The organism is Citrobacter sp. RHBSTW-00944 (assembly GCF_013615435.1).
Taxonomy (GTDB): domain Bacteria; phylum Pseudomonadota; class Gammaproteobacteria; order Enterobacterales; family Enterobacteriaceae; genus Citrobacter; species Citrobacter braakii.
Genome location: NZ_CP055418.1, coordinates 1,249,915 through 1,270,965 on the forward strand (window position 1 = coordinate 1,249,915; position 21,051 = coordinate 1,270,965).

General features: G+C 49.3%; 26 protein-coding genes and 1 pseudogene. 16 read left to right on the plus strand and 11 right to left on the minus strand.

The features are described 5' to 3' along the window. Window positions 1-6 precede the first annotated feature (6 nt). The 9 genes and pseudogenes from galE to HV334_RS05885 all read right to left on the minus strand — a co-directional run bounded on the left by galE (window position 7) and on the right by HV334_RS05885 (window position 8,450). Window positions 7-1,023: a UDP-glucose 4-epimerase GalE gene (gene galE, locus HV334_RS05845; protein WP_016154109.1), complete on the minus strand. Its 1,017-nt coding sequence runs from the start codon at window positions 1,021-1,023 to the stop codon at window positions 7-9. 67 nt (window positions 1,024-1,090) lie between these two features. Further along, complete coding sequence (locus HV334_RS05850; protein WP_181221272.1) at window positions 1,091-2,029, minus strand: hypothetical protein; 939 nt, start codon at window positions 2,027-2,029, stop codon at window positions 1,091-1,093. A 208-nt stretch (window positions 2,030-2,237) separates the two neighbouring features. Further along, window positions 2,238-2,873, minus strand: coding sequence for a carbonic anhydrase (locus tag HV334_RS05855; RefSeq protein WP_047499502.1), 636 nt, complete (start codon window positions 2,871-2,873; stop codon window positions 2,238-2,240). Window positions 2,874-3,027: 154 nt separating this feature from the next. After that, on the minus strand, window positions 3,028-4,200 hold the full coding sequence (locus tag HV334_RS05860; protein WP_181221273.1) for a PatB family C-S lyase: 1,173 nt from the start codon (window positions 4,198-4,200) through the stop codon (window positions 3,028-3,030). A gap of 124 nt (window positions 4,201-4,324) precedes the next feature. Then, window positions 4,325-4,756, minus strand: coding sequence for a Na+/H+ antiporter NhaC family protein (locus tag HV334_RS05865; RefSeq protein ID WP_249415056.1), 432 nt, complete (start codon window positions 4,754-4,756; stop codon window positions 4,325-4,327). A 17-nt stretch (window positions 4,757-4,773) separates the two neighbouring features. Continuing rightward, a protein-coding gene (locus HV334_RS05870) for an IS1-like element IS1B family transposase (RefSeq protein ID WP_095033700.1) occupies window positions 4,774-5,471 on the minus strand; the annotation gives its coding sequence in 2 pieces (ribosomal slippage) (window positions 4,774-5,222 and window positions 5,222-5,471; 699 coding nt in all). A gap of 54 nt (window positions 5,472-5,525) precedes the next feature. Then, window positions 5,526-6,446 (minus strand): annotated as a pseudogene (locus HV334_RS05875) (integrase arm-type DNA-binding domain-containing protein); the annotation flags it as partial. Window positions 6,447-6,790: 344 nt separating this feature from the next. Further along, window positions 6,791-7,816 (minus strand): site-specific integrase, encoded by a 1,026-nt coding sequence (locus HV334_RS05880; RefSeq protein WP_181221274.1) that lies wholly within the window; start codon window positions 7,814-7,816, stop codon window positions 6,791-6,793. A 1-nt stretch (window position 7,817) separates the two neighbouring features. Then, window positions 7,818-8,450: a phage repressor protein CI gene (locus HV334_RS05885; RefSeq protein ID WP_016150824.1), complete on the minus strand. Its 633-nt coding sequence runs from the start codon at window positions 8,448-8,450 to the stop codon at window positions 7,818-7,820. 119 nt (window positions 8,451-8,569) lie between these two features. Between HV334_RS05885 and HV334_RS05890 the strand changes: the two genes are divergently transcribed. From HV334_RS05890 to HV334_RS05960, 15 genes are all read left to right on the plus strand, one after another. Further along, entirely contained in the window at window positions 8,570-8,818 is a 249-nt protein-coding gene (locus HV334_RS05890) for a hypothetical protein (RefSeq protein WP_016150823.1), read from the plus strand. A 32-nt stretch (window positions 8,819-8,850) separates the two neighbouring features. Further along, window positions 8,851-9,360, plus strand: coding sequence for a phage regulatory CII family protein (locus HV334_RS05895; protein ID WP_016150822.1), 510 nt, complete (start codon window positions 8,851-8,853; stop codon window positions 9,358-9,360). 7 nt (window positions 9,361-9,367) lie between these two features. Next, the gene (locus HV334_RS05900; RefSeq protein WP_181221275.1) at window positions 9,368-9,568 is read left to right on the plus strand and encodes a phage filamentation protein Fil family protein; all 201 of its coding nucleotides are present in this window, start codon (window positions 9,368-9,370) and stop codon (window positions 9,566-9,568) included. Continuing rightward, entirely contained in the window at window positions 9,532-9,873 is a 342-nt protein-coding gene (locus HV334_RS05905; protein ID WP_000963480.1) for a DUF5347 family protein, read from the plus strand. The genes HV334_RS05900 and HV334_RS05905 overlap by 37 nt, the downstream gene beginning before the upstream one ends. Window positions 9,874-9,940: 67 nt before the next feature. Then, a complete protein-coding gene (locus HV334_RS05910; RefSeq protein WP_001244238.1) occupies window positions 9,941-10,174 on the plus strand; it encodes a DUF2732 family protein in 234 nt (77 codons plus the stop codon). Continuing rightward, window positions 10,174-10,401, plus strand: a complete 228-nt coding sequence (locus HV334_RS05915) for a TraR/DksA family transcriptional regulator (protein ID WP_181221276.1) — start codon at window positions 10,174-10,176, stop codon at window positions 10,399-10,401. The genes HV334_RS05910 and HV334_RS05915 overlap by 1 nt, the downstream gene beginning before the upstream one ends. Then, window positions 10,398-11,255 (plus strand): DNA adenine methylase, encoded by an 858-nt coding sequence (locus HV334_RS05920; RefSeq protein WP_181221277.1) that lies wholly within the window; start codon window positions 10,398-10,400, stop codon window positions 11,253-11,255. Before HV334_RS05915 ends, HV334_RS05920 begins: the two co-directional genes overlap by 4 nt. Then, window positions 11,246-13,654 carry a replication endonuclease gene (locus HV334_RS05925; protein WP_181221278.1) on the plus strand — a complete coding sequence of 803 codons (2,409 nt, stop codon included), beginning with the start codon at window positions 11,246-11,248 and terminating at the stop codon, window positions 13,652-13,654. Before HV334_RS05920 ends, HV334_RS05925 begins: the two co-directional genes overlap by 10 nt. A 158-nt stretch (window positions 13,655-13,812) precedes the next feature. Further along, complete coding sequence (locus HV334_RS05930) at window positions 13,813-14,001, plus strand: hypothetical protein (protein ID WP_001154444.1); 189 nt, start codon at window positions 13,813-13,815, stop codon at window positions 13,999-14,001. 11 nt (window positions 14,002-14,012) lie between these two features. Beyond that, complete coding sequence (locus tag HV334_RS05935; protein ID WP_181221279.1) at window positions 14,013-14,246, plus strand: DinI-like family protein; 234 nt, start codon at window positions 14,013-14,015, stop codon at window positions 14,244-14,246. A gap of 73 nt (window positions 14,247-14,319) precedes the next feature. Further along, window positions 14,320-14,580: a hypothetical protein gene (locus tag HV334_RS05940; RefSeq protein ID WP_019077493.1), complete on the plus strand. Its 261-nt coding sequence runs from the start codon at window positions 14,320-14,322 to the stop codon at window positions 14,578-14,580. Between the two features lie 27 nt (window positions 14,581-14,607). After that, window positions 14,608-14,757: a hypothetical protein gene (locus HV334_RS05945; protein WP_181221280.1), complete on the plus strand. Its 150-nt coding sequence runs from the start codon at window positions 14,608-14,610 to the stop codon at window positions 14,755-14,757. A 117-nt stretch (window positions 14,758-14,874) separates the two neighbouring features. Beyond that, window positions 14,875-15,684, plus strand: coding sequence for a TIGR04255 family protein (locus HV334_RS05950; protein ID WP_110812192.1), 810 nt, complete (start codon window positions 14,875-14,877; stop codon window positions 15,682-15,684). Window positions 15,685-15,703: 19 nt separating this feature from the next. Continuing rightward, window positions 15,704-16,366, plus strand: a complete 663-nt coding sequence (locus HV334_RS05955; RefSeq protein ID WP_096079987.1) for a hypothetical protein — start codon at window positions 15,704-15,706, stop codon at window positions 16,364-16,366. A gap of 9 nt (window positions 16,367-16,375) precedes the next feature. Next, on the plus strand, window positions 16,376-17,224 hold the full coding sequence (locus HV334_RS05960) for a hypothetical protein (protein ID WP_137272649.1): 849 nt from the start codon (window positions 16,376-16,378) through the stop codon (window positions 17,222-17,224). Between the two features lie 37 nt (window positions 17,225-17,261). On the opposite strand, the gene HV334_RS05965 is transcribed toward HV334_RS05960, so the two are convergent. Together HV334_RS05965 and HV334_RS05970 are read right to left on the minus strand one after the other, a co-directional pair. Beyond that, the gene (locus HV334_RS05965; protein ID WP_137272650.1) at window positions 17,262-18,302 is read right to left on the minus strand and encodes a phage portal protein; all 1,041 of its coding nucleotides are present in this window, start codon (window positions 18,300-18,302) and stop codon (window positions 17,262-17,264) included. Then, a complete protein-coding gene (locus HV334_RS05970) occupies window positions 18,302-20,068 on the minus strand; it encodes a terminase ATPase subunit family protein (RefSeq protein ID WP_137272651.1) in 1,767 nt (588 codons plus the stop codon). Before HV334_RS05970 ends, HV334_RS05965 begins: the two co-directional genes overlap by 1 nt. Window positions 20,069-20,210: 142 nt before the next feature. Between HV334_RS05970 and HV334_RS05975 the strand changes: the two genes are divergently transcribed. Beyond that, window positions 20,211-21,044 carry a GPO family capsid scaffolding protein gene (locus tag HV334_RS05975; protein WP_024552864.1) on the plus strand — a complete coding sequence of 278 codons (834 nt, stop codon included), beginning with the start codon at window positions 20,211-20,213 and terminating at the stop codon, window positions 21,042-21,044. The last annotated feature ends 7 nt before the right edge of the window (window positions 21,045-21,051 follow it).

Below are 21,051 nucleotides of genomic sequence, written 5' to 3' on the forward strand. Positions count from 1 at the left end.
GGTACATCAGATGTTATAACCATTCGGGTTGTTTTTTTGCCAGTTCCAGGTGTCACGCATCATTTCATCAAGGTTGTAGATGGCCTTCCAGCCTAACTCTTTGTATGCCAGTGACGGGTCAGACCAACATTCGGCAATGTCGCCGGGCCTTCTGTCGACAAACTGATAGCTTATTTTTTTCTGCGCCGCTTTTTCAAACGCCTCAATCAGATTAATCACGGAATAACCGACCCCGGTACCGAGATTAATCACCTTGTAGGCTGCGCCTTTGTTCTGGCTATCCAGCGCGGCTAAATGGCCGGTCGCCAAATCCATGACGTGGATATAATCACGAACGCCGGTGCCGTCGGGGGTTGGATAGTCATTACCGTACACCGACACGGTTTTCAGCTTACCAATCGCAACCTGGGAGATGTACGGCACCAGGTTATTGGGGATACCGTTGGGATCCTCACCAATTCGACCCGATGGGTGGGCGCCGACTGGGTTGAAATAGCGCAGGCAGGTAATGCGGAAGTCGGGCTGCGCGCGGGAGAAATCGGCCAGAATCTGTTCGACCATTAATTTAGAGGTACCGTACGGATTGGTGGTACCCCCCGTACGCGATTGCTCGCTCAGCGGCACGCTTTCCGGATTACCGTATACCGTAGCAGATGAGCTAAAAATGAATCGATTAACGCCTGCGGCCAGCATCTCATCCAGTAAAACCAGCGTTCCAGTGACGTTGTTTTCGTAGTAAGCAAGGGGTTCTTTTATCGACTCGGAAACCGATTTGAGGCCCGCAAAATGAATGACATCAGTGATGTTATGGTTGGCGAAAATGTTTTTTAATGCCTGCCTGTCGAGAACATCAGCGATATAGACAATGGGTTCCCTTCCTGTGAGTTCCGCGACCCTGTCCAGCGAGATACGGCTGGCGTTTGCCAGATTATCGATGACAACGACATCATCGCCTCTTTCCAGTAGCGTTAAAACAGTATGTGAACCAATATAACCTGCACCACCAGTGACAAGAATAGCCATACAGACTCCAGAAAAATGCTAAAAACCCGAGCGATTTTCCACCAATACCACCCAAGGATCCAGGGGATCAGTTATTTTGCCGGGAAAGGTATACGTTTCTATATTTTATCATACACTTATAGGATATTTTTTTAAAGATTGCCAACAGACTGAACTTATTTATTTTTGTATCATAGGCAATATAGTTACTTGAGAAATTTAGCGTGTGAACGCCATCACTGTGGTTGATCGACGAATTGATTTGTTCGATCAGATTCTCATCAAAAGTAGCGTCATTCAGTGTGACTAATTCTTTGATGTAGATAGATTTTCCATATGTTTCAGGTGTGCATTCCTGGGTTAAGAAATACATTTTGTTATCGACAAGATAAGGCGCACCTGCTCCCCGATGATGATGATTGCTCACCTTCAATGCAGGAGTAATTTTCTGCCACTGTCCGTGAAGATGCTCTGCCGAATGAATAATTATTTTATTATCCATGGTGGTCGACATAAGATAGCAGGTCTCATTCATTGAAAGAAAAATGTTATCTGTCACTTCGGTATCAGAGATTAGAACTTTAATTTTCTTCCAGCGTGTAGGAAACTCTACTGACTGAAACAGTATCACTTCTTTTCTTTCTGATGATTCAGGAATCATGAAGAGCTGATCGTTAATATTAATCAGGAACGGAAATGATAAATGACACATCAGGTCGTCAAAACCTTCAAGTTTCACGTCATCAATTTCAACCAGTTCACGATCAAGAATACGGCATCGGAGCGTGCCTTTCGAGTTGCGAAAGCTAAAAGCTTCATAAAAAACATACAGTTTATCATCTTTTTCAATAAGAAAAGGATCAGCCTGAAACGTATATTTCTTTTTTAACTGCTGTGCAGCGGATTTACTTAATATATCCAGTGTATTATTCGGGAATAAGTGTGTACCATGATCCTTAATAATCATGATATCCCACGACTCATGATAGAATAACATATTTATTATTCTTTTTATTTTTGCTTGCATTCGTACCCGCTCCTTTTTATCGCCTGCATCATGTATGAACAGCTATTTGCGGCTCAGTTCATGAGACCTGTCGCAACGTTGTATGAATGTGCGAAAACTGATGTGAGAACACCAGTGGCTATTTTAAAACTAGTCGCAAGCATGTTTTTTGTCTATAGCACAAAAGTAGGTAAAAGCTCTCCAGAGCATCCTTGCTCCAGTGGACGATTTACTCGAAATGCACCTGCGGGTTATCAGCAAGGGAAACGTAGGTTTTGCTGTTTTTATCCAGGGTACGGATTTCACCGCTTTCGATGTCATATACCCAGCCGTGCAGACGAAGCGCATTATTTCGCAGCCCAACCGCGACGCAAGGATGCGTTTTAATATTATTGAGCTGTGCGATAACGTTTTCTTCCACCATGGCGTTAACTTTATCGATTGGGTTTTCCCAGGTTTTCTTCTCAACCACGGCTTTCGCGGCATCGGCATAGTGCAACCAGTGAGCCACAGCGGGCATCGGATCCAGAGGCTGGCTATCAGCAATGGCTTTCATCGCGCCGCAGTTGGAGTGTCCGCAGATGACGATATCCGTCACGCCAAGTGCGACAACCGCGTATTCAATCGTAGCAGATACGCCACCGGGTTCCGGTCCAAAAGACGGAACGATATTACCGGCGTTGCGGATAACGAAAAGCTGTCCGGGCTCTTGCTGAGTAACGAGTTCTGGCACCAGGCGGCTATCGGAACAGGAGATGAAAAGCGCTTTGGGATTCTGGCTGGATGCCAGGCTGCGAAAGAGTTCCTTACGTTGAGGGAAAATCTCTTTTTGGAAGTTGAGGAAGCCCTCAATGATATGTTGCATAGCAGTGTCTCTTTTCTCTGTTTAAGCAGGTTATGATGAAGATCACACTTTCCAGTTTAACACCAGCCGACAGAACGGAAAAACTTTATAGCAGTTCTGCAACATCTTTGTATAGTTTTGCCCCACCGTGGCGGGGCAAAGAGTGTGATGCGCGCTACGCGTTCTGTCGTTTTTGGTACGCGGCTTTCAGTCGGTTCATCGCTTCTACCAGTACCGAGCGCGGGCACCCAACGTTGAGTCTCATGTGACCCTCTCCACCGGGGCCATATTGCGCGCCTGGTGACAGACCCAGTTTTGCGTCCTGCACAAAAAATGCGCTTAGCTGTTCATCGCTAAGATTCATTTTTTCCGCGTTCAGAAACAGAAGATACGATGCGCCGCCATACACAATGGAGATTAATGGACAGTGCTTTTCAATTTCACTTTTAACAAACGCCACATTGTCGGCCAGGTAGGCTAATAATTTTTGGTGCCAGTCGCCACAATGGGTAAAGGCGCTGTAAATGGCCGCCTGCTGTAATGAATGTGTCTCGGCAAGGTAGCAGTTATCCAGGAAACCATAGAACTGATGGCGTAATTCATTATTTTTAATAATGGCAATTCCTCCCTGGATCGCCGCCGTGTTGAAGGTTTTACTGATTGAGGTCAGCACGATTGACTGGCTCCCTGTCGCTTCGTCTAAAGTAAAAAACGGCAGATGGCGCTTGCCTGGCAGGGTTAAATCACTATGCACTTCATCTGAGAGAATAATGACGCCAGCTTGCTGACAATAGTGACTTACTTTTTCCAGCGTTTCCCGCGACCACACCATACCGCCCGGATTATGCGGCGAAGGGAAAAGAAACATTTTGCACTGCTTGAGTTTTTCGCTGAAATCATGCCAGTCAAATTCGTAATGACCCTCTTTCTCAATGAGGCGCGTTTGAATCAAATTCCTGCCGCTGGTATTTACCAGATTAGGGTAGGGGTCATATATTGGCGTACAGGTTAAAATATTATCACCTGGTCGGGTAAACACCATCAGAGAGAGCACGATAGTTTTTATGACGCCGGGAATAAAATGCAACCAGTGTGGCTTTATGTCGACATCATACTGTTGCGCATACCAATGAATAACGGACTCTTTCCATTGCGGATAATCCAGGTTGTAGCCTTGTACTGGCTGCGATACCACTGAACGCAGTGTGCTCATGATTGGCTCTGGCGTCACAAAATCCATATCTGCAATCCACAACGGTAATACATCGGTGGTGCCGTACATCTGTTGTAATTGACCGTATTTACGGCAATTAACATCCCTTATGACAATATCATCAAACAAAGACATTGCTGACTCCTGGACAGTCTCTGAAAAATAGTTTAAGCAACGCAACAGTGAAGAATATTTCTGTATATCTAATCGATATATTAAATTTACCCTGGTGGTAGCCAATATTTAGCTATTTATTAGCCTATGATTTTTGCTCAACCATATGCTCTGTAGCTTCATTTGGTTCATATTTAGCAATACCAATACCGGTGGCAGCCCACAGCAGGGCAAAGATGATGCCGCTGTAGCAGAGGATTGCCCATGGCAAATAATCAAGCGTCGCCACGCCCAGCATCGTGGCGCAATAAACGCCCGAGGCAGACCAGGGGATAATCGGTTCGACAACGGTTCCGGCATCTTCGGTAGTACGCGAGAGGTTCTTTGTCGCAAGCCCTCGTTTTTTATATTCTTCTTTAAAGGCATCGCCGCACAGCAGCAGTGGCAAGGTTCCATTTGCCGTACAGGCACAGATGGTGAACGTCGTCACAATCGTGGTGGCCACCAGGCGGAATGTGGATTTAACGCCTTTCGTGAGCGCGTTTATCACGGTGTGCAAAGAGCCTGTCGCACTCATTGGGTAATGACTCCAACTTATTGATAGTGTTTTATGTTCAGATAATGCCCGATGACTTTGTCATGCAGCTCCACCGATTTTGAGAACGACAGCGACTTCCGTCCCAGCCGTGCCAGGTGCTGCCTCAGATTCAGGTTATGCCGCTCAATTCGCTGCGTATATCGCTTGCTGATTACGTGCAGCTTTCCCTTCAGGCGGGATTCATACAGCGGCCAGCCATCCGTCATCCATATCACCACGTCAAAGGGTGACAGCAGGCTCATAAGACGCCCCAGCGTCGCCATAGTGCGTTCACCGAATACGTGCGCAACAACCGTCTTCCGGAGCCTGTCATACGCGTAAAACAGCCAGCGCTGGCGCGATTTAGCCCCGACGTATCCCCACTGTTCGTCCATTTCCGCGCAGACGATGACGTCACTGCCCGGCTGTATGCGCGAGGTTACCGACTGCGGCCTGAGTTTTTTAAATGGCGGAAAATCGTGTTGAGGCCAACGCCCATAATGCGGGCGGTTGCCCGGCATCCAACGCCATTCATGGCCATATCAATGATTTTCTGGTGCGTACCGGGTTGAGAAGCGGTGTAAGTGAACTGCAGTTGCCATGTTTTACGGCAGTGAGAGCAGAGATAGCGCTGATGTCCGGCAGTGCTTTTGCCGTTACGCACCACCCCGTCAGTAGCTGAACAGGAGGGACAGCTGATAGAAACAGAAGCCACTGGAGCACCTCAAAAACACCATCATACACTAAATCAGTAAGTTGGCAGCATCACCGGAAAAATGTATTCGCGATGCCTACTGATAGGCTTCATGACTTCAAGAATCTCTAATGCCTGAAGAGATAGAGGGACTATGTGCTCCCGCTTAGCCTTCATCCGTTCGGCTGGAATCGTCCAGAGATTTGCGTCGAGATCGATCTCTGCCCATCGTACACCTGAAGCCTCAGAAGGTCGCACGAGAGTCAGGAGCTGCCATTCAATTAGACAGCGGGTCGAAACTGAGAGATTCGACATCACTAAAGAGCGCATGAGTTTTGGCAATTCTTCTGGCCGAAGCGTCGGCATGTTTTGTTTTTTGGGTTTCTCAAATGCCATTCCGACACCAGATGCCGGGTTTGCATCAATCAGGCCAGTGTTGACGGCGTAGATCATGATTTCGTTAATACGTTGTACTAGGCGGCGAACCGTCTCTAATGCACCACGCCCTTTGATTGGCTCCAATGCTTCAACAATCGTTCTGGCCTTAATCTCCTGAACTGGTATCGCACCGATTGCCGGGAACACGTCTTTATCCAAAGAACGCCAAATATCCTTTGCATAATCCTCTGTGACACTTCTGCTTTTAATCTGGAACCAGTTAGCAGCTACTGTTGAGAAAATGCTGTCTAACTCAATCTGGCGTTGTTCTGACGCTTGCTCCTGTTGCTGTTGTGGATCCATGCCTTGCGCGAGCGTGGTTAAGTGCTGGTCGCGTATCTGACGAGCAGCTGCGAGTGTAAGGGCAGGGTATGAGCCGAGACTCAAATTTGTGCGGCTGCTGCTTCCCGGTCGTTGATAACGGAAGCGCCAGAGTTTTTTACCGGAGGTTTTGACGAGCAAGAACAAGCCATCACCATCATGCAGGGTGAAGTCTTTTTCGCGGGGTTTCGCTTTGAGGATTTCGTTGTTAGTGAGGGGGCGTGTAATGCGCGCCATGTCTGGATCCCTTCCATAATTGGTACACGTTTATTGGACCACAGTATAGCGTGTACCTAAACGTGTACCAATTTTCTCTGGATTTAGCCGGATGCCCTCGGACAACGACAGACACAAAAAAGCCCGCAGGGCTTGTGCCGTACGGGCTTTCTGTACTTCACCGGACGTATCCGGATAATGATTTGGTGGGCTGGCGGGAGTTGAACCCGCGTCCGAAATTCCTACATACCATTTTTACATCAGCAAAAACATACATTTACGTTTTAAATCATTACCTTATTGTTTTTTGTGTTCGTCGGGTTTTATGTGATTTTAAGTCTATGCCGCCAAAGTGCCGCCATAATTTAGCGGTTCCAGTTGAGATTGTGAAGGGGGTTTTTCGTCACTGCATCTTCCAGGTGATCGGGCGCAAAGTGGGCGTAAACCATCGTCATTTTAATGTCTGCATGGCCCAGAATATCGCGGAGGACCAGTATGTTTCCGCCGTTCATCATAAAATGGCTGGCGAAGGTGTGGCGCAGCACATGAGTACATTGGCCCTCTGGCAAATCGATACCAGCCCGCTTAACAGCACGCTCAAAGGCTTTTCTACACGGTGTGAATAACTTCCCCCGGTTCTTGGGGAGTTCGTCATACAGATCCTGTGAAATCGGGACGGTTCTATTTTTCTTGCCTTTGGTTTTGGTGTAGGTGATGCGGTATTTTGATAATTGATGGCCCTGCAGGTTTTCGGCTTCACTCCAGCGCGCACCGGTAGCCAAACATATTTTTGCAATCATCAGCAAGCTGGGGCTTTGAGAATCGGCGCAGGCATCCAGCAGGCGTTTAATTTCCTCCGGTGCCAGGAACGCCAGTTCACCCTCTGCGATCTTGAATGTTGGTAGCCCGGCGAGTGGGTTGGGTGCTGACCAGTGGCCCAGCTTTTTCAGCGTGCCAAAAACTGATGATAGGTTGCGTTGTTCCAGGTTTACCGTGCGGGGCTTAACTGGCGACATAAGCACGCCATCTTCATTTTTGACCTCACCCTTTAGGCGCGCTTCACGGTATTTTGTAAAGTCTCCGGCAGTTAGCTCCGAGGCAATGGGATCGCCCAGGCCATTACAAATAATGCTAAGTTTTGCCATCAGTCGCTTGGGGTCGGCAAGGGTCTGTCCATATAGCGAATGCCACTGCTCGAATACTTCTGACAATTGCCGCCGGTCATCCTTTTCACCTAACCATGGCTTTTTGTTCACTTCATCCATTGTGAAGTTTTCAAACGCTATAGCCTCGCCTTTCGTCGCAAACTGCTTACGGACGCGCTTACCGTCACGCCCGCTTGGGTAGCACTCGCACAACCATTTCCCGTTTGGCTGTTTTCTGATGGTCATATCAAAGGCTCTTAATTATTTTTAAGGCATGGCCTACTATCTCGATATCATCCAGGCTGCACTCAAAAGATGATTCATCCTGATGCACAACTAACCTGTTTCCTGGCAGGCGAGTTAACTTCACAATGCTTTTTATTCCGTCAATATCAACCAGCCATACTCCGTTAACTGGTGGTGTTTGGCTGCGATCGACCAAATATGAGTCACCACTGGTATTAACCAAAAGTAGGTTACTGGAGCTGGGAGGTAGCAGGCTGCTGTCAATGATTGCTTTGCCTTCCTCAACTAACGAGCCATTAGTAAGAGCCGCTTTGTCAATTTCAGGAGAAACAAGGTCCGAAAGATGTTTAACTTTGCCGGAGTTCACGAAATTGATATCTTTTTTTGTGTCAACATTTGAGCCTGGCTCGCCTTGCCCGGTGGTTAGCCAGAGCAAAGATACCCCTGTTTCAAGAGCGCACTGAATTACCCATTCCGCAGGAAAGCTGTCTCTTAAGTATCTGTTTGCCATGGTGCTTTTAGACGCACCAAGATGATCGCATAGTTGCTGTCTTGACTTGAAATCGTAGGCAGCCATTAGCCTATGGATAGCTTCTCTTCCCCCAGTATTCTCGCCCGCCTTTACCTGTATCATTATTTAATCCTGTTGACGTATCAAATATTGGATCGTAGTATCTCTGTGTATCAACTTTTGAATCATATAAAACAAGATAAAACGACGTAAACCAAACCTTAACCGAGAGATACTGCACTATGAGCACTGATATTTCAATTCGTGTACCAAAAGTTATAGCGACTCCTGCTGAGTTCGCTGAATGGGAGGGGTACTCCCGTGGCTCGGTTTATCAGATGATTCATAACGGTAAACTGGCCAACTACATTGAAAAGAAAGAAAAAAACAAAGGGCGCGTATTCATTCTTTACCTCAAATACAAAAAGGACCAAGCGAGCAAAAACATGGACAAGTCTGCATTCAATTACAACGTTGTAGTTGGTTGTTAAGTTCAATTATGTGAACTTTTGAGGTATGAAACATGTTTGATTATAAGATTTCCAAACATCCACATTTCGACGATGCCTGCCGTGCTTTCGCGTTGCGTCACAATATGGCGAAGTTGGCAGAACGCGCAGGAATGAACGTCCAGACGCTGCGTAACAAACTGAATCCGGATCAGCCGCATCAGCTCACAGCACCGGAAATTCATCTGCTTACCGACCTGACTGAGGACCCCGCGCTTGTTGACGGTTTTCTGGCTCAAATCCATTGCCTGCCGTGCGTGCCATTGAATGAAGTGGCAGAAGAGAACCTGCCACATTACGTCATGAGTGCAACTGCGGAGATTGGGCGAGTAGCTGCAGGCGCAGTATCCGGTGATGTAAAAACCAGTGCGGGCCGCCGCAATGTTCTCAACAGCATCAACTCTGTCACGCGCTTGATGGCACTCACCGCAGTTTCATTACATGCGCGTTTGCAGGCGAATCCGGCGATGGCAAGCGCAGTAGATACCGTGACGGGCCTCGGCGCTTCGTTCGGTCTGATCTGAGGTGGCTATGCTGACTAAAGAACCATCTTTTGCATCACTGCTTGTTAAGCAAAGTCCTGCAATGCACTGCGGTCATGGCTGGATTATGGGGAAGGATGGCAAGCGCTGGCATCCGTGCCGCTCTCAGGATGCGTTGTTGGCTGAGCTGTCCACTAAAAAGGAGGGGAAACCATGGCTATTGAAGGCGATGCTGCGACTGTTCCGCTAAGCGCTGGCCTCCGCCTTAATGGGTTAAACCACATCGCGGAATTAAGGGCGAAAGTGTTTGGCTTAAATATTGATTCAGAACTGGAGCGCTTTATTAGCGATATGCGGGACCAACGGGATATTAACCATGAGCAGAATAAACGCGCACTAGCCGCAATATTCTTTATGGCAAAGATTCCGGCGGAACGTCATAGCGTCAATGTTAGTGAGCTGACGACTGACGAAAAGCGGGAGCTGATTAAAGCAATGAACCATTTCCGTACAGTGGTGAGTTTATTTCCAAATCGGCTAGCCATGCCGAACTAATTCACAACCGAAAATAAAGGCGTAAACCCGCCGGGCATCTTATTGCTCAAATTCAGGAGAAACAACAATGCGAAATATTGAAACCCGAATCACCAAAACAGGACCAGATGATGCTGGCCTTAACCAGATGCTGACGGATGCGCGCATGGAAGAACGCCGTGCACGTGCTGCGGCAATGGCTGCCCGTCTTGATAGCCTGGCTTGCCATATCACGTCACGCCAGCTTAATCACGTTGAAGCGGCGGAGCTGCTGCGTATTGCGGCTGAAAACATTCAGAACGAAGCGCAGGAGATCCACTGATGGCTGATTCAATGGACCTTGTACAGCAGCGCGTTGAAGAAGAACGTCAGCGCCACATCCACACCGCCCGCAACAGAACGCCGGGCGTTTCCCGTGTGCTTTGCATTGATTGTGATGCACCAATCCCGCCAGAACGTCGCCGCGCTATTCCGGGCGTGCAGTGTTGCGTCACCTGTCAGGAAATCGCAGAGCTGAAAGGTAAACACTATAGCGGAGGTGCTGTATGAGCACTATCCTGAAATGGGCGGGAAATAAAACCGCCATCATGCCGGAACTGATTAAGCACCTTCCTGCTGGCCCGCGACTGGTTGAACCTTTCGCGGGTTCATGCGCTGTAATGATGGCGACAGACTATCCTCATTATCTTGTCGCAGATATTAATCCTGATTTGATTAATCTTTATCTGATGATTCAGAAAGACCATGAGGCTGTCATTCAGATAGCGAAGGAGTTATTTAAAGATTTTAATTCGGATGTTCAGTATTACCGTGTTCGCCAGCATTTCAATTACTCTATTATTAATGAAGTAGAAAAGGCAGCATATTTTCTATATTTAAATCGCCATGGCTATCGTGGCCTTTGCCGCTATAACCAGAAGGGTGAATATAATAATCCATACGGACATTATAAAAAGCCGTACTTCCCTGAAAATGAAATACGCGCATTTGCAGAAAAAGCAAAACGCGCAGCGTTTATCTGCGCCAGCTATGACGAGACACTGGCACTGCTGCAAACGGGTGATGTTGTCTATTGCGATCCACCATATGACGGCACGTTTAACGGATATCACACAGCTGGTTTTACAGAGGATGATCAGTACCATCTGGCGTCTATTCTTGAACGCCGGTCATCAGAAGGTCATCCGGTTATCGTGTCCAACAGCGATACGTCTCTGACCCGTTCGCTTTATCGTGATTTTACTCGCCATCGTATCACCGCTAAGCGCAGCATGGGCGTGGCTGCCGGTGATAGTAAAACTGCAGTAGAAATCATCGCCACAAAATCAGCATACTGGTTTGGTGTTGATTTTGCGTCTGGTCCTGATATCTCGGTGGAAACTGAGGTGCGGGCGTGGCAGTGAGTAAATTCACATTACATCATGCACAAACCACCGGCGGCTCGAATGAGGCCGCCGTGGCCTTTCCATGGAATACCCCAAAAAAAGCGGTTAATCCGTATCTGGACCCGGCGGACGTTGCGCCGGAGTCTGCGCTTTCAAACCTCATCACTCTGTATGCTGCGGATAACGAGCAGGAGCATCTGCGCCGTGAGGCGCTGAGTGATGAGGTTTGGGAACGCTATTTCTTTAATGAATCCCGCGATCCTGTCCAGCGTGAAATGGAGCAGGATCGGCTGATTAGCCATGCCAAAATGGCCCGCGAACAGCAGCGCGTTAATCCCGATTTGGTGATTATTGCCGATGTTAGCGCCATGCCTGCCCATATCAGCAAGCCTTTGCTGGAGCGGATTAAATACTTCCATAGCCTGGGCAGGGCTAAAGCTTATTCCCGCTATCTGCGCGAAACAATCAGACCTTGTCTGGAGCGGCTGGAGCGCGTGCGTGACAGCCAGGTGTCTGCGTCTTTTCGGTTCATGGCGAGCCAGGACGGGCTGGAGGGGCTGCTGGTACTGCCTGAAATGAATCAGGAGCAGGTCAAGCGCCTTTCCACGCTGGTTGCGGCACATATGAGCATGTGTCTTGATGCGGCCTGCGGTGATCTGTTTGTCAGTGACGATGTTAAACCAGAAGAAATCCGCCAGGCATGGGAAAGGGTTGCTGCAGAAGCCATGCGCCTTGAGGTCATCCCGCCTGCCTTTGAGCAGTTGCGCCGCAAAAAGCGCCGCCGCAAGCCGGTGCCTTATGAACTGATCCCACCGTCGCTGGCGCGCATGCTGTGCGCGGACTGGTGGTATCGCAAATTGTGGCAGATGCGCTGCGAGTGGCGGGAGGAGCAGCTGCGCGCCGTCTGCCTGGTCAACAAGAAAGCGTCCCCGTATGTCAGCTATGAAGCAGTGATCCACAAACGCGAGCAGCGCCGCAAATCGCTGGAGTTCTTCCGCTCGCATGAACTGGTCAACGAAGACGGTGACACGCTGGATATGGAAGATGTGGTGAACGCCAGCAACAGCAACCCGGCGCACCGCCGTAATGAAATGATGGCCTGTGTTAAAGGGCTGGAGCTGATCGCGGAAATGCGCGGAGACTGCGCCGTGTTCTATACCATCACCTGCCCGTCACGCTTCCACGCAACCCTCAACAACGGCAGACCTAATCCGAAATGGACCAGCGCCACGGTCCGGCAGAGCAGTGACTATCTGGTTGATACATTCGCCGCTTTCCGCAAGGCCATGCACAAAGCCGGGCTGCGCTGGTACGGCGTCCGCGTTGCAGAGCCGCACCATGACGGCACTGTGCACTGGCATCTTCTGTGCTTTATGCGCAAAAAAGACCGTCGTTCCATCACCGCGCTGCTGCGTAAGTTTGCCATCCGTGAAGACCGCGAGGAGCTGGGCACCAATACCGGACCGCGCTTCAAGTCCGAGCTAATCAACCCGCGCAAGGGCACACCGACAAGCTACATCGCCAAATACATCAGTAAGAACATCGACGGGCGCGGGCTGGCTAAAGAAATCAGCAAAGAAACCGGCAGATCACTGCGTGACAGCGCCGAGCATGTCAGCGCCTGGGCGTCACTGCACCGTGTCCAGCAATTTCGTTTCTTTGGTATTCCGGGGCGCCAGGCATACCGCGAGCTGCGCTTGCTGGCTGGTCAGGCGGCGAGAGTACAGGGCGAACGCAAAGCGGGTGCGCCTGTACTGGATAATCCACGTCTGGATGCGGTACTGGCGGCTGCAGATGCGGGTTGCTTTGCCACCTACATCATGAAGCAGGGCGGTGTACTGGTTCCCCGCAAACATCACCTTGTCCGCACTGCTTATGAGCTTAACGACGAACCGAGCGCCTACGGCGATCACGGTATCCGTATCTATGGCATCTGGTCCCCGATTGCAGAGGGCAAGATTTGCACGCACGCGATGAAGTGGAAAAAGGTTCGTAAGGCCGTTGACGTTCAGGAGGCGGCAGCCGACCAGGGCGCTTGCGCCCCTTGGACTCGTGGCAATAACTGTCCCCCTGTTGAAAATCTGAACAAATCAGGGGGTGATTTACCCGATATTAAAACCATGGATGAGAAGGACCTGCAGGAATATCTCCACAACATGGGCCAGAAGGAACGGCGGGAGCTGACAGCCAGGTTGAGACTGGTAAAACCGAAGCGGAAAAAAGCATACATACAGAGTATTTCGGAGCAGCAGCGCCTGCAGCTTGAGGCAGAACTGACTGCCAGAGGGTTTGAAGGTAGTGCATCTGAGATTGATTTGCTTCTGCGTGGCGGCAGCATTCCATCCGGTGCCGGTTTACGTATTTTTTACCGTAACCAGCGGCTGCAGGAAGATGACAAATGGCGTCAATGGTACTAAGGATGCTGTTTAACATTTCGTGCTTTATTGACTGGCGTCAGTACATCCAATTAACTGACAAAAAAGAGTTTTACATTTTTTCTTTCCTACTATACTGTTTATATAAACAGTGGGTATATATACAGTATTTGTGTATCCGTGTAATGATAGGAGGGAAGATGCAGGACTATCTTTTGGAGTCATTGAAGCTCCAGCGTATTGATTTTTTTATCAAGCTTGTAGCGGCTAGTGAGTGCAGCGACGAAGAAAAGCGGCTGGCTATCCAGTGGGTGTCCGAACTGACAGACGAGTTGATGGCGAAAATTCGCAGCCATGAATACAGCCGGTCAATGGACGTTACCAGTTAAAGGGAATCTGTATGCGCATTGAAATAATGATCGATAAAGAGCAGAAGATTAGCCAGGCCAGACTGGAAGCCCTTGAATCCGAGCTTTACCGTAATTTGCGCCCTCTGTATCCCAAAACAGCAATTCGTATCCGTAAGGGCAGTGCCAATGGTGTTGAACTGAGCGGGTTAAAACTGGATGAAGACAAAAAGCGAGTGATGGAAATTATGCAGCAGGTCTGGGAGGACGACAGCTGGTTACATTAGATAACGTTGTGAGAGGCAGAACGTAGTTCTGGCGCTCGCAAGGTTGAACAACGAGCTATGCGAGGCGTTAGCTATGGGGTCTAAAGACAACAAGTATCAAATTGTATATCGCGGTCAAACGCTGGAAACAATCATTCCAGGTCAGTGGGTTTTCTTTCAACGCCCAAAAGAGTGCGGCGGCGGATACTGGATGGGAAGAACTTATGATGACTGTTTCTGGCTTGAGCTGGAGTATCCGGTGTCTTTATCTGATGGACTTGGTTACTTGATAGTTATTACGAAAGTCGAAGCCACAAGTCATGAATTTGATGCAAATTATTCTCTGTTTGACTGATTTCGTCGTAGTGCATGACTATGCCGCATGAAAACGCATGATCGTTTAAGGATCGTTTATGATGAGGCCCGCCAGAACTGGCGGGCTTTTGCCTGTCTCATGCAGGTGCATGAAAACCACTACATAAAGCGGGCAGGCGTGGCGGGGATACGAGCGCGCGCCGAAGCGATTATGTAAGAGTTTTGGCTATTGATGTCATAGTGAACTTAATGATGGAGAAAGTGTCAACCTATGTGTAAACTACAGTTAGTGAGATAGAGAGATATGAGATGAAACAACTTCAAGGAGGGCGGCATGAGTACTAACAGCAAACGTATGTCCAATGCGCCCGTTTACTACGCATTGGTGCAAGTAAAGTTTACTCCAGTAGCTGCAATGAGTAAGTATGTTCCAGACATACAAGATGCGCTAAGAGTTGAAGGATTTCCTTTATTTGAAGTTTCCAATACAACTCAGCTGAAATTTGAAATGAAAAATCCCAATGAGCCACCGGTACATTCATTTGAGCCTGTGACAAGTTGGTTGATGATTGATGCAGATAGAAGGTCTGGTTTTGTTTTAGGCAACGATTTCATTACGTTCCATACAACAGATTATGATAATCATGTACCTTTCATCTCGTCATTAATACTTGGTCTGAGCAAAGTTCTTGAATTTGCTAAGCCATCGTTGGTAAGCCGGATTGGGCTTCGATATTTGGATGCTGTGTTTCCTGAGAAAAGCGAAACAATTGAGCAGTATCTTGTAAAGGAACTTCATGGTGTTGATTTTGGATGGACGCCAATACAGTCCATACAAGAGTCTGTATATCAGACATGTGTTGAGCCATTGATCTCTAATGGATTTATGGTTTCACGCATACATAAGATGAATGGTCAACTAGGTTTTCCTCCAGATATGATTCCTAATGGTTTACTGCCGCTGCCGAGATTTAGTAACACAGAGCATCGTATGCACGCAATAATTGATACAGATCATTATGTTGAAGGCAACATGTCAACTGATTTGCAGTTAATTGAAAAACAGATTCTTTCGTTGCATAGTAAAGTTAAAGAAGCATTTGAAGGCATGGTTTCAGATTTTGCCCGTGCTAAATGGCACTGAAACAACGGAGGTGACTAAAATGTATGCAATTCCTACTGGAAGCATAGGCTCTGTAGATCGGTATACTCCAGATTCGCAGTCAAGCTCATGTGTATCAGGTGTTGTTGCTGTCGCCGCATCTTTACTATTAGTTGGTACGGGGGCTTCATACCCTGTAAATGCTTATAAGCAATGGCGTCAGTATGTTCAGCCAAGGGTTCAGTTTGCATTTGATTCCATAGAGTCAACGTACACGCCTGCAATTTCTCCTGAGGTTGATGTCAGGAATGTTGCCCAACATTTGGCTAATATTCGAGAAGTGCTGTCTCCATCAATGTCAGAACTGGCTAAGGATTTGGGGATAACTCGGCAGGCTCTCTATAAATGGTTGTCAGGGGAGAACCAGCCTGATGATGCTTCAAAAGTCCAATTCATTACCAACCTCAGTAATGTTGCTGACTCTTTTTCCAAAGCTGGACTCAATGATGCGAAGCTATTGGTGAAAATGAAAGCATTCAATGGTAGGTCATTGATGGACTTAGTAAAAGAAGGTGAGGATTGGAACAAGCCAGTTCAGGTACTGATTGATGAAGCTAAAGCGATGAATGCAGCTGCTGAATCGGCCAATTACTTAGCAAGCAAGGCGAAACCGACAGATGATTGGAAGTCATCTATTTCAATTCCTGGAACAGTAGAGGAATAAATCACATTTATGTTGGTACGAGGAACATCATGGCGTCAGGGGCATGTTCTTAAACATGATGATGCCGTTTCACTTGGACTTCTGAAGCCTGATGAAACGAACCATAAAGTTGTAGTTATAACGCATGATTGTGATTTACAGAGTAATTCTGAAAAAAACGTGGAACTGATGTTTGGCCCCTTGAAAAAGGGGTCAAGCAAGATGAAAAGAGCTAAGCATCCGAGAATCCTCGATCTATGCTTTGAAAACCCAGAAAGTGCTAAGAAGAACGCAGTAGAGCTTCGGCATGAAAGAAAAGTCATCATTTCTAAAGAAGCTTTCCGTTGTGAGGAAAACGATCCGGCATTCTCCATTAGCACAGAAGAGAAACAAGCTCTTAAGCAATGGTTAGCAGCTAAGTATGGTCGTCCAGCTTTTCCTAACTCGTTTGAAGAACGCTTGCGGGCTTACGACGAGGATAAAAAGTTTATTTTCGAAAAAGAAGTTGCGGACATTATCGCCACAAACGCAGAGCATTTGATCGGAGTTTTTTTCGATTTGGGCGAAGAAAGATTTAACGATCTTGATGAAGGCATACCATATGAGCTTTCTATCAATGTTGTTTATGATGCAACTGAAGGTGGCCCCGATGCCAGAGGGGCGGCTGAACAAACCTGTTCTGATCTAAAGGCATTGTTTTATAAGTTTTATGGTGATCCAATCTTGGGACATTCAGAGCTTATAGAATTGAATACGTGCATTGCTGTTGCCGATACTCATTTCTCCCTGTATGCATTGAGGCGGATGGATCAATGGAGGGTGGAATACATCAGCCTTGAAGAAGATTCATATGGCGATTTCATTGGTGCCGGTGTTTAAACTGGCTGTTTCGACAGCCAGTTTAAACAGGCTTTAATCAAGCATCGCCTAATTTATATTCGTCAAAACGAATAATTTCGTCATTAAGCCACTCATTTAATTCCATTAATCTTTTTTGAAGTGGAATCAATTCATTACGAACGAATACTCGACTAGCTTTTTCCACATCTCCAAACCCACCAACGTTGCTCGGCATAATTCCCATCATCTGCGGTGGCACGCGGTGCGCTGCCATCATGTCATCGCGGCTAACGTTCTTGATGTTAAGAAACTCATCCTTTGCCGCAACTTCCGACAACGGGATGATCTGGATGCCGTCTTTTTTACCATTGGGCGAGTACATAAACAGGTTGCGGAAGTTGCCTGGCCCTTTGGCGCTTTTCATTGCCTGGCGGATATTGTTAACGTCCTCCTGATTCTGTGCTGCATCGGTCATATACATGATGAAACCCGCATGGCTGCCGTTGATGTAATACTTCCGGCGGAACAGTGTTGCGGACTCGTTGAGCAGGGTTGATGGGATAGCGGAGAGATATCCGGGCAGCCCGTAAATCTCTTGATTAATATCCGGCTCCAGCAGATGAAAGATGTTGCCCTGCGTAAATTCATAGGGCTGCGTGGTCATGCCATACTGCACAAACCAGTAGGTGTCGAGGTCCACGCCGCGCCGTGTATACTTCGCCAGTGCTGGTTCCAGCGAGAGAACGCCGCCGAGCCGGTTGGTGCGCTTTTCCAGATAGGCGTTACCGAACACCAGATAGTCCTGGACAAAACGGGCAAAAGCCTGCTGGCTGAGCAGGCGGTGCGGGATGTAGGTACTGCTGAGAATGTCACGCTTTACGGCAATCGGTGAGCTGTGATGCACAGCGGCGCGATAGGTCCGCGCCAGTCCGTCAAAGCTCACCGGCGGCTCATACCAGCGGTCCATCTGCACGCATTCCACATAGTCCAGTAATTCGCGGCGGTCCAGCACTGGGATCGGATCACCAAAGCTGAATGCTTCCGCCCGGGTGGTGTTTTGTTGCTGCGCAGTTTCCTGCACTGGTGCGGTGCTGGTCTGGGCGTCGTGTTCACTCATTAAAAAATCTCCACAATGTTGCTGGTATTGGCGGCCTCGCCCTGCAGCGGTTCGTTAAACAGTGCGTGCATCGTTGCCCAGGCCAAATCTGCGTGGCTGGCCTCTTCGCTGCGGCTGGCTTCGTAAGTAGGGCGGTTGCCACTGGCGGTGGTGGCCCGGCGGATAGCCATAAAGGACTGCGCAATGTCGGTATGCCCGGCGTCGAACTCCAGACGCCGGTGGCTGATAATGTCGTATGCCTTGAGCACCAGGGCGTTTTTGACGTTGGGGTTGTAGACAAACTCCCGCACAGCAGGAAAGAACGCTTTCACGTTCTCGTAGACACCGTGACCGACGCCGGTTGAGTCGATGCCGATATAAGTCACGTTGTACTGCTGCGTCAGTTTTTTAATGGCGTCAGCCTGGGCGCGGAAATCCATCCCGCGCCACTGGTGCCGCTCAAGAATGCGGAACTTGCCACCCGGCACGGTTGGCGGTGCCATCACCACGCACCCGGCGCTGTCACCGTTCTGCGTGCCTTTCGCCGGGTCGTAACCGATCCAGACTTCGCGCCAGCCAAAAGGGCGCAGCGCCAGCGCCTGAAAATCGGACCATACTTCCCAGCTGTCCACCATGCACGCCTGCAGCTCGCTGAGCGGGAACACTGACGCCAGATCGTCAATAAATTCGCACATCAGCAGGTTCTGGTATTCGTCCGGGCTGTACTCCATGCGCAGCTGGTCAAGGTCGAACAGATTACAGCCGCCGCGCACCGCATCCTCCACGGTGACGATCTGGCGATACTGTCCGTCCGGGCAGAGCACGCCGCGCGCAAGGTTGCTGTGGGTCAGGTCAATATCCACCTTGTCCGCTTTGGCGCGGCCCCGGTTGAACAGCGCACCGGACCAGAACGGATAGGCGCTGTGGGTCAGGCTGGACGGCGTGGAGAAGTAGGTTTGTCGCCATTTCTTGTGAATGGCCATACCGGAAGCAACCTTGCGCAGCTCCTGGAATTTCGGTATCCAGAAATATTCGTCAAGATACAGATTGCCGTGGTAGCTCTGCGCCGTGCGGGCGTTGGTGCCGAGGAAGTACAGGCACGCCCCGTTGCTGAGTGTCATCGGGTCGCCTTTCAGCTCAACATCCACCTCTTTTGCAAAGTCGATGATGTACTGCTTAAAAACGTGCGCCTGCGCCTTACTAGCTGAGAGGAAGATCTGGTTGCGCCCGGTGGTGATGGCATCAATCAGCGCTTCGCGGGCAAAAAAGTATGTTGCTCCGATCTGGCGTGATTTAAGCAGGTTGCGAATACGGTGTTTTACGCCTGCCTGCCACCAGTGGCGCTGATATTCAAACATGCCGTTGCGGAAGATTTCTTCCAGCTTTTCGGTCTGTTCATCAGTGAAAACATTCTTTTCGGGCTGGCGGCGTGGCCCTTTGTTACGGTTGGCAACGTTCGGGTTTAAGTCAGCTTCGTTCCCGCCATCGTTAAATTTACCGATCCGGGCGTGGCGCTCTGACTGGCGCGCCAGCAGGTCAATTTCCTTGAAGTCTTTCCCTTCTTTCTGCTCCTTCATGATGAGCTGGCAGTAACGTGCGGCGGTGGTGAGCTGCATCTGATCCAGCGGCCCATAGTCGCCCCATTTGTCGCGCTTCTTCCAGCTGTGAACGGTTGCAACTTTCTCTCCCAGCATTTCAGCAATGCGGGCTACGCGGTATCCCTGAAAGTACAGCAGCATGGCCTGCCGACGGGGATCGAGGTCTGCGGGGGTCAGTGTCGTGTTCATGGCCCAAACATACGGCCTTGCCTGACGGCTTTCCCCGGCTGCGGTTTGTGTGGTTTACCGTACAAGTGCCGCGCGTTGTTTCGCTCCCCCCATCACCGCAAACATAAGGCTCCAGTAAGTTATTTCTAACGGAGCACGGCTCATGACAGTGAAAGCAAAGCGTTTCCGTATTGGGGTGGAAGGTGCCACCACTGACGGGCGCGAAATCCAGCGTGAATGGCTGGTACAGATGGCTGCCAGCTACAACCCGACGGTCTATACCGCGCTGATTAATCTTGAGCACATCAAGTCTTATCTGCCGGACAGCACCTTTAACCGCTACGGCAGGGTGACGGGGCTGGTTGCAGAAGAAATCAAGGACGGGCCGCTGGCGGGCAAGATGGCGCTTTATGCCGATATCGAACCCACGGACGCCCTAGTGGAACTGGTGAAGAAAGGCCAGAAGCTTTTCACCTCCATGGAGGTCAGCACGAAGTTTGCCGACACCGGCAAAGCCTACCTTGTGGGGCTGGGTGCGACGGACGATCCGGCGAGCCTTGGCACCGAAATGCTGGCATTCAGCGCCAGCGCCGCGCATAACCCGCTGGCGAACCGTAAGCAGAACCCTGAAAACCTCTTTTCAGAAGCGGTTGAAACGCTGATCGAACTGGAAGAAGCCCAGGACGAAAAGCCGTCCCTCTTTGCCCGCGTCACCGCGCTGTTCACCAAAAAAGAGCAGACCGATGAGGCGCGTTTCTCCGACGTGCATAAAGCCGTGGAACTGGTCGCTACCGAGCAGCAGAACCTGAGCGAGCGCACGGATAAATCCCTGACCGAACAGGACAAGCGCCTTTCTGAGTTGGAGTCCTCCCTGCAGGAGCAGCAGGCCGCCTTTGCCGAACTTGAGCAGAAGCTGAGCAGCGAAGACAGCCGTAAAGACTACCGCCAGCGCGCGCCGGGCGGTGACGCACCGGCAGGCACCCTGACCAATTGCTGATGGAGCA

What these genes read in the sequence shown, in the direction of transcription:
- galE (WP_016154109.1), bottom strand. Translation starts at nt 1,023, where the DNA reads ATGGCTATTCTTGTCACTGGTGGTGCAGGTTATATTGGTTCACATACT.
- HV334_RS05850 (WP_181221272.1), bottom strand. Translation starts at nt 2,029, where the DNA reads ATGCAAGCAAAAATAAAAAGAATAATAAATATGTTATTCTATCATGAG.
- HV334_RS05855 (WP_047499502.1), bottom strand. Translation starts at nt 2,873, where the DNA reads ATGCAACATATCATTGAGGGCTTCCTCAACTTCCAAAAAGAGATTTTC.
- HV334_RS05860 (WP_181221273.1), bottom strand. Translation starts at nt 4,200, where the DNA reads ATGTCTTTGTTTGATGATATTGTCATAAGGGATGTTAATTGCCGTAAA.
- HV334_RS05865 (WP_249415056.1), bottom strand. Translation starts at nt 4,756, where the DNA reads ATGAGTGCGACAGGCTCTTTGCACACCGTGATAAACGCGCTCACGAAA.
- HV334_RS05880 (WP_181221274.1), bottom strand. Translation starts at nt 7,816, where the DNA reads ATGACCATCAGAAAACAGCCAAACGGGAAATGGTTGTGCGAGTGCTAC.
- HV334_RS05885 (WP_016150824.1), bottom strand. Translation starts at nt 8,450, where the DNA reads ATGATACAGGTAAAGGCGGGCGAGAATACTGGGGGAAGAGAAGCTATC.
- HV334_RS05890 (WP_016150823.1), top strand. Translation starts at nt 8,570, where the DNA reads ATGAGCACTGATATTTCAATTCGTGTACCAAAAGTTATAGCGACTCCT.
- HV334_RS05895 (WP_016150822.1), top strand. Translation starts at nt 8,851, where the DNA reads ATGTTTGATTATAAGATTTCCAAACATCCACATTTCGACGATGCCTGC.
- HV334_RS05900 (WP_181221275.1), top strand. Translation starts at nt 9,368, where the DNA reads ATGCTGACTAAAGAACCATCTTTTGCATCACTGCTTGTTAAGCAAAGT.
- HV334_RS05905 (WP_000963480.1), top strand. Translation starts at nt 9,532, where the DNA reads ATGGCTATTGAAGGCGATGCTGCGACTGTTCCGCTAAGCGCTGGCCTC.
- HV334_RS05910 (WP_001244238.1), top strand. Translation starts at nt 9,941, where the DNA reads ATGCGAAATATTGAAACCCGAATCACCAAAACAGGACCAGATGATGCT.
- HV334_RS05915 (WP_181221276.1), top strand. Translation starts at nt 10,174, where the DNA reads ATGGCTGATTCAATGGACCTTGTACAGCAGCGCGTTGAAGAAGAACGT.
- HV334_RS05920 (WP_181221277.1), top strand. Translation starts at nt 10,398, where the DNA reads ATGAGCACTATCCTGAAATGGGCGGGAAATAAAACCGCCATCATGCCG.
- HV334_RS05930 (WP_001154444.1), top strand. Translation starts at nt 13,813, where the DNA reads ATGCAGGACTATCTTTTGGAGTCATTGAAGCTCCAGCGTATTGATTTT.
- HV334_RS05935 (WP_181221279.1), top strand. Translation starts at nt 14,013, where the DNA reads ATGCGCATTGAAATAATGATCGATAAAGAGCAGAAGATTAGCCAGGCC.
- HV334_RS05940 (WP_019077493.1), top strand. Translation starts at nt 14,320, where the DNA reads ATGGGGTCTAAAGACAACAAGTATCAAATTGTATATCGCGGTCAAACG.
- HV334_RS05945 (WP_181221280.1), top strand. Translation starts at nt 14,608, where the DNA reads ATGAAAACGCATGATCGTTTAAGGATCGTTTATGATGAGGCCCGCCAG.
- HV334_RS05950 (WP_110812192.1), top strand. Translation starts at nt 14,875, where the DNA reads ATGAGTACTAACAGCAAACGTATGTCCAATGCGCCCGTTTACTACGCA.
- HV334_RS05955 (WP_096079987.1), top strand. Translation starts at nt 15,704, where the DNA reads ATGTATGCAATTCCTACTGGAAGCATAGGCTCTGTAGATCGGTATACT.
- HV334_RS05960 (WP_137272649.1), top strand. Translation starts at nt 16,376, where the DNA reads ATGTTGGTACGAGGAACATCATGGCGTCAGGGGCATGTTCTTAAACAT.
- HV334_RS05965 (WP_137272650.1), bottom strand. Translation starts at nt 18,302, where the DNA reads ATGAGTGAACACGACGCCCAGACCAGCACCGCACCAGTGCAGGAAACT.
- HV334_RS05970 (WP_137272651.1), bottom strand. Translation starts at nt 20,068, where the DNA reads ATGAACACGACACTGACCCCCGCAGACCTCGATCCCCGTCGGCAGGCC.
- HV334_RS05975 (WP_024552864.1), top strand. Translation starts at nt 20,211, where the DNA reads ATGACAGTGAAAGCAAAGCGTTTCCGTATTGGGGTGGAAGGTGCCACC.